This window comes from Mucilaginibacter sp., from assembly GCF_036383575.1.
Taxonomy (GTDB): domain Bacteria; phylum Bacteroidota; class Bacteroidia; order Sphingobacteriales; family Sphingobacteriaceae; genus Mucilaginibacter.
On record NZ_DASVOB010000873.1, the window covers coordinates 1 to 5,149 of the forward strand.

Sequence of the window (5,149 nt, forward strand, 5' to 3'; positions counted from 1 at the left end):
GAAATAATCAATCGTTCAGGGCCTGGTACACCATAGCCCTGAATTTATCCTGGATCTGGTTATGCGGAAAAGGCCAGTTTTGTACAAACAACAGGCAAACCAGGTGTTCTTTAGGATCGACCCAGTAAAGCGTTCCGTAAAAGCCTCCCCAGGCAAACGAACCCTCACTGATACCCAGTTTGGTTGAGCTGCTCTGTGAGGTTAAACCAAAGCCCAAACCAAATTTATCTTTATCGAGATTGATATACAGGTCGCCTATTTGGTTGGTGGTCATCAAATCGACAGTGTGCCGGGCCAGTAAACGTTGTCCGTTATAAACACCGCCGTTAAGCATCATTTGCAAAAACGTTGCGTAATCTTTTATGGTTGAACTTAAACCTGCTCCTCCTGCATAATAAGTGCCATTAGCCTTTGGGTAATTTACATCAAACGATGGAAAAGTCGATTTGCTCCAATTGGTGATATGCCCATCTTTATCAAAAGTATAAGCGGCAACCAGGCGGTTTTGCTTTGCCGCCGGGATATAAAAATAAGTATCATTCATACCCAGCGGAGTAAAGATCCGCTCTTTGAAAAATTGATCGAGACTTTTACCTGATACCTTTTCTACAAGATAGCCCAGTACATCAATATTCATCCCATATGTCCATCGTTCGCCGGGTTGGTGTAACAGGGGCAGTTTACCAAGTTTATTTATAGCATCTGCCAATAAGATCTTATCGGCAACAAACCCTGCCGGAATGCCTGCCTTAGCGTAGATAGCCTTCATTTTCGGCGAACCGATCTGCGCATACTCGATGCCGGAAGTATGGGTTAACAGATCGCGGATAGTTATTTCCCGTTTTGCTGGGACGGTAGTATATGTGCTATCCTTATCGTTAAACTGATCTACCACAGTAGGGTGTGCGAACGTAGGCAGATATTTGGAGATCGGGTCATCCAGTAAAAACTTCCCTTCTTCAAAAAGCATCATCACCGCAACACTGGTAATGGCTTTGGTTTGAGATGCTATGCGGAAGATAGCATCGGTGTTCATCAGACGCTTTTGTTCTTCGTCGGCCAGGCCAAATGATTTATTATAAATTATTTTCCCATCTCGGGCTATGAAGCCAACCACACCTTTTACATATCCAGAGTCGATATTTTGCTCGATCATGGCATCTATCCGTTTTAACCTATCCGGCGAAAACTTTGCCGAAACCGGGTCGGCAGTTTTTAAAACGATGCTTTGTGCAAAGGCATTGGCAACAAATGCTACAAATAATAAGAATGTAAAGGCTCTTTTCATCACGCAAGGTCCTGGTTTATTGGTGATGCAAAATAGTTATTTTAGTTTGATGAATCCCTGATAATTAATTCGGTAGCCAGTGTTATATGCTGATTTTTCTCTTCGGGAGTTGCAGCATTAAGCCTTTCCATCAGCAGTTTGATCACGTTATCCGCAATTTCATCAATTGGCTGGGCTATAGCGGTTACTGCCGGTGTGTACAGCTCAAAAAGTTCATAATCATCAAACGCTATTAAAGCAATATCTCCCGGTATGCTTTTGCCTGCCTTGCGGATGGCCTTCAAACCACATTTACCCAAATGGTTATTGGCAAACAAGATAGCGTCGACATCCTTATTGCTTTCCAGGAAATCTGTCATCAATTTCAGAAGAGCCTGATCGCTTGTATGAAAATCTACCTCGGTAATATTGGGTTTAAGCTTGCTTTGGCGCATGGCTTTTTCATAACCCTCCAACCTTTCTATCATTTGGGTTTGGATAGAGCTGTAGGTAATAAAAGCAATATTTTTATGCCCCTTATCAATAAGGTATTGTGTAGCGTTAAACGTGCTGAACAAATTATCAACCACTACATAATCTGTAGCCACTTTGGGAAGGTAGCGATCAAAAAGCACTACCGGAAAACCGTCCTTGATCAGGTCGCTGATATCTTCTTCAATATTATCGGGTGGGGTAATAATATAGCCGTCAACATGCCTGTCGCGAAACATAGCTATCAGTTCCTGGGTTTTTTGAGTATCGTTATCAGTACTGCTATAGATGATCTTATAACCACTTTGGTAGGCCAGATCTTCAATACGGCGCGCTATAGTAGCAAAAAAATGGTTGGAAATATCTTGTACCAATAAGCCAATAATATTTGATTTGCCTGTACGTAGGCTTTTAGCTAACGAATTGGGTTTATAACCAACCTCTTTAACATATTGCAGTACACGTTTTACAAGTTCATCGCTAATGCGCTTTTCCTGTGCACGGCCATTCAGGATAAAAGACACCGTAGTTTTAGATATATTAAGGCTATTGGCAATGTCAACTATAGATAATCTTTTCTTCAAGGGTATAGTATTTTAAACCAAATATATAATATAAAAGGCAATGCTAAACAGGTTTAGTAGATAATAAATGGTTTATATCGCTTATTAATTTATCGATTGCAGAACAAGCCCGGAAAAGATAATCCCGCTAAACAAAAAAGGTCGCCTGTTACGGGCGACCTTTTAATTAAAATATATAGGGAGTTAGAATATTAAAACCTGCGCATGCCCCGGCCTTGATTTCCATTTTGAGTAAAACGTTCGCCGCCATTGCCCCTGTCATGACCACCGTTGTTTGCAGGCTGGCCGTTGCCCCAGTTGCCATGATTGTCATTGCCGTGATTATCGTGACCACCATTACCGGGTTGCTGACCATTACCCCAGCCGCCATGATTATCGTGGTTGCCATTATTAGGTTGTTGGCCATTGCCCCAGCCACCATGGTTATCTTGATTCCCGCCATTGCCCCAACCTCCGCGGTTGTCACGGTCGCCATTACCCCAGTTGTGATTATCCCTGTTATCTCTGCCATTACCCCAGTTGCCACGGTTATCGTATGGATTAGGCCTTCTGCCCCAGCTGCCACGGTCACCACCCCAACCCTGACGATAAGCATAACCGTTTATTGGTCTCCTGTCAAAGCGGTGGCCCCAGTTACCACGGTCGCCCATGTAACCGCCCCATCTTTGCCTGTAAAAATCGTGGTGCATGAACGGACGGGGAGCCCTCACTTCATAACGTGTAGCGGTACGCCAGTTATAATCGCGGTAAGCACCTGGCAGGTAAGCACAGCTTACCCAGCGGCTACCATCATTATAATAGTAGCATCCTGCTCCTACATTATAGTAAGCTTCAACTTCGGGTAAATAGTAGTAATCATCGTCGTCGCTAACATTTACGTTATCGTTATCGTCATAAATGGGCTGCTCTTCAACCACAGGTGGCGGAGGGGCCGGTACATAAACACGGTGAGCAGGGATATTAATACCAAATTGTATAGATACTTGAGCGTTGGCTTTGCTGATAAATAAGCTTCCGGCTGCTATTGCTGATAATATGGCTAACTTTTTCATGATTGTAAATTTTATATAGTTAGGACAGGATCTATCAGCAATGGTTTAACCGAACATGGCATTATATGTTACAACATTAGTTAATCAGCACAATCTTCTACCAACAGCACACTTAACCAAATTTTATTTCAAATCCAATCCTTTGCAATCTATTGCAACCAAATTTTATTTATTGGTAGTATCTCACTAAAAAAACAGCAGTGTCACTTTAATACTACAATACAGATTTTAGGATTATCGGTATATTTACTTAATTTGATAACCATTAATCTTTACCATGAAAAACCGCAAATTATTACACTCCATACTGCCTGCAGTAGTTATAGGAGGCTTTATGTTTTTTACTGCCTGTAAAAGTAACAACGACTCAAAGAAAACTACCGACAGCACCTCGACAACAGAAAACGCCGGTCTTAAAACGCCCGAAGGCTTTAGCGCCAGTATCATTGCCGAAAAACTTGGAGGAACCCGTCACATTGCCATTACTCCGCAAGGCGATATTTATGTAAAGCTCACTAACGTTAAAAACAGCAAAGGCATATTATTGCTGCATGAAGAAGGCGGCAAAGCTTCAGTTAAAAACAGCTTTGGCGCTTACAGCGGAACGGGCATGTCCATCAAAAACGGCTACTTGTACGCTTCATCTGATGAAGAAGTTTTCCGTTATAAACTAAATGACAAAAGCGAGGTGATCAATCCCGATCAGCCTGAAAAAATCGTTACAGGTTTGATCAGCCGCCATGAACATGAGGCTAAAGCAATAACACTTGATAACGATGGCAACCTCTACGTCAATATCGGTGCTTACTCCAATGCCTGCCAGGTTGAAGACCGCAAAAAAGGTTCTCCGGGTCAAAAAGGCTGTCCTATCCTGGATTCGGCAGGTGGCATTTGGCAGTTTAAAGCTGATAAGCTAAACCAGCATTATGGCGATGGTGTGCGTTATGCCACCGGCTTGCGTAATGTTGTAGGTATCACCTGGAACCAGCAAAACAACCAGCTTTTTGTGATGCAACATGGCCGCGACCAGCTTTTTGAATTTTATCCTCAATATTTTACCGCCAAACAATCGGCTATATTACCTGCCGAATGTATGTATGCCCTTAAAAAAGGCGATAATGCAGGCTGGCCTTACATGTACTACGACCAGGAGCAACACAAAAAAATCCTGATGCCTGAATATGGCGGCGACGGCAAGATTGAAGGCGGAAAAGATGCTATCGACCCTGCCGCCGCTTATCCGGGCCATCTTGCCCCTAACGGCCTGTTATTTTATACCGGCGATCAGTTTCCGGCGAAATATAAAAATGGTGCATTCATAGCTTTTCACGGTTCATGGAACCGCGCTCCTGAACCGCAGGCTGGTTACTTCGTGGTATTTCAACCGTTTAAAGATGGCAAGCCCGATGGTCAGTGGGAAGTTTTTGCCGACGGCTTTTCTGGCTCTGCTGCTAATACAGCTTCAGGTGCTGCGGCCCACCGTCCCTGCGGCTTGGCGCAAGGCCCGGATGGCTCACTGTATGTTACCGACGATGTGGCTGGAAATATTTACAAAATCACCTCTAAGAAATAATAACGGACTAAAAAAAGCTGTCATTTTATTATCATAATCACTTACAAGTATTGCCTCACAGGCATAAACAAGGCATAAAAACCGGCGACAAGGAAACCTGTCGTCGGTTTTTTTTAAATTAATGGCCTTTGGCAATAAGGCAAATACGGTAACTACTGCACAGGTAAAGGCAGCAAGGGTT

At 43.2% G+C, this 5,149-nt stretch carries 4 protein-coding genes; 1 reads left to right on the forward strand and 3 read right to left on the reverse strand.

Annotated features, from left to right (window positions below):
- Positions 1-7: 7 nt before the first annotated feature.
- The 3 genes from VF500_RS30695 to VF500_RS30705 all read right to left on the reverse strand — a co-directional run bounded on the left by VF500_RS30695 (position 8) and on the right by VF500_RS30705 (position 3,395).
- A complete protein-coding gene (locus VF500_RS30695) occupies positions 8-1,288 on the reverse strand; it encodes a serine hydrolase domain-containing protein (protein ID WP_330863301.1) in 1,281 nt (426 codons plus the stop codon).
- 41 nt (positions 1,289-1,329) lie between these two features.
- The gene (locus VF500_RS30700; RefSeq protein WP_330863302.1) at positions 1,330-2,343 is read right to left on the reverse strand and encodes a LacI family DNA-binding transcriptional regulator; all 1,014 of its coding nucleotides are present in this window, start codon (positions 2,341-2,343) and stop codon (positions 1,330-1,332) included.
- A gap of 191 nt (positions 2,344-2,534) precedes the next feature.
- Entirely contained in the window at positions 2,535-3,395 is an 861-nt protein-coding gene (locus VF500_RS30705; protein ID WP_330863303.1) for a hypothetical protein, read from the reverse strand.
- Between the two features lie 277 nt (positions 3,396-3,672).
- Here VF500_RS30705 and VF500_RS30710 point away from each other — a divergent pair, with 277 nt between their 5' ends.
- Positions 3,673-4,968 carry a PQQ-dependent sugar dehydrogenase gene (locus VF500_RS30710; RefSeq protein WP_330863304.1) on the forward strand — a complete coding sequence of 432 codons (1,296 nt, stop codon included), beginning with the start codon at positions 3,673-3,675 and terminating at the stop codon, positions 4,966-4,968.
- Positions 4,969-5,149: the final 181 nt, after the last annotated feature.

Bases quoted from the DNA above. Each gene is read 5' to 3' on its own strand.
- VF500_RS30695 (WP_330863301.1), bottom strand. From the start codon at position 1,288: ATGAAAAGAGCCTTTACATTCTTATTATTTGTAGCATTTGTTGCCAAT.
- VF500_RS30705 (WP_330863303.1), bottom strand. From the start codon at position 3,395: ATGAAAAAGTTAGCCATATTATCAGCAATAGCAGCCGGAAGCTTATTT.
- VF500_RS30710 (WP_330863304.1), top strand. From the start codon at position 3,673: ATGAAAAACCGCAAATTATTACACTCCATACTGCCTGCAGTAGTTATA.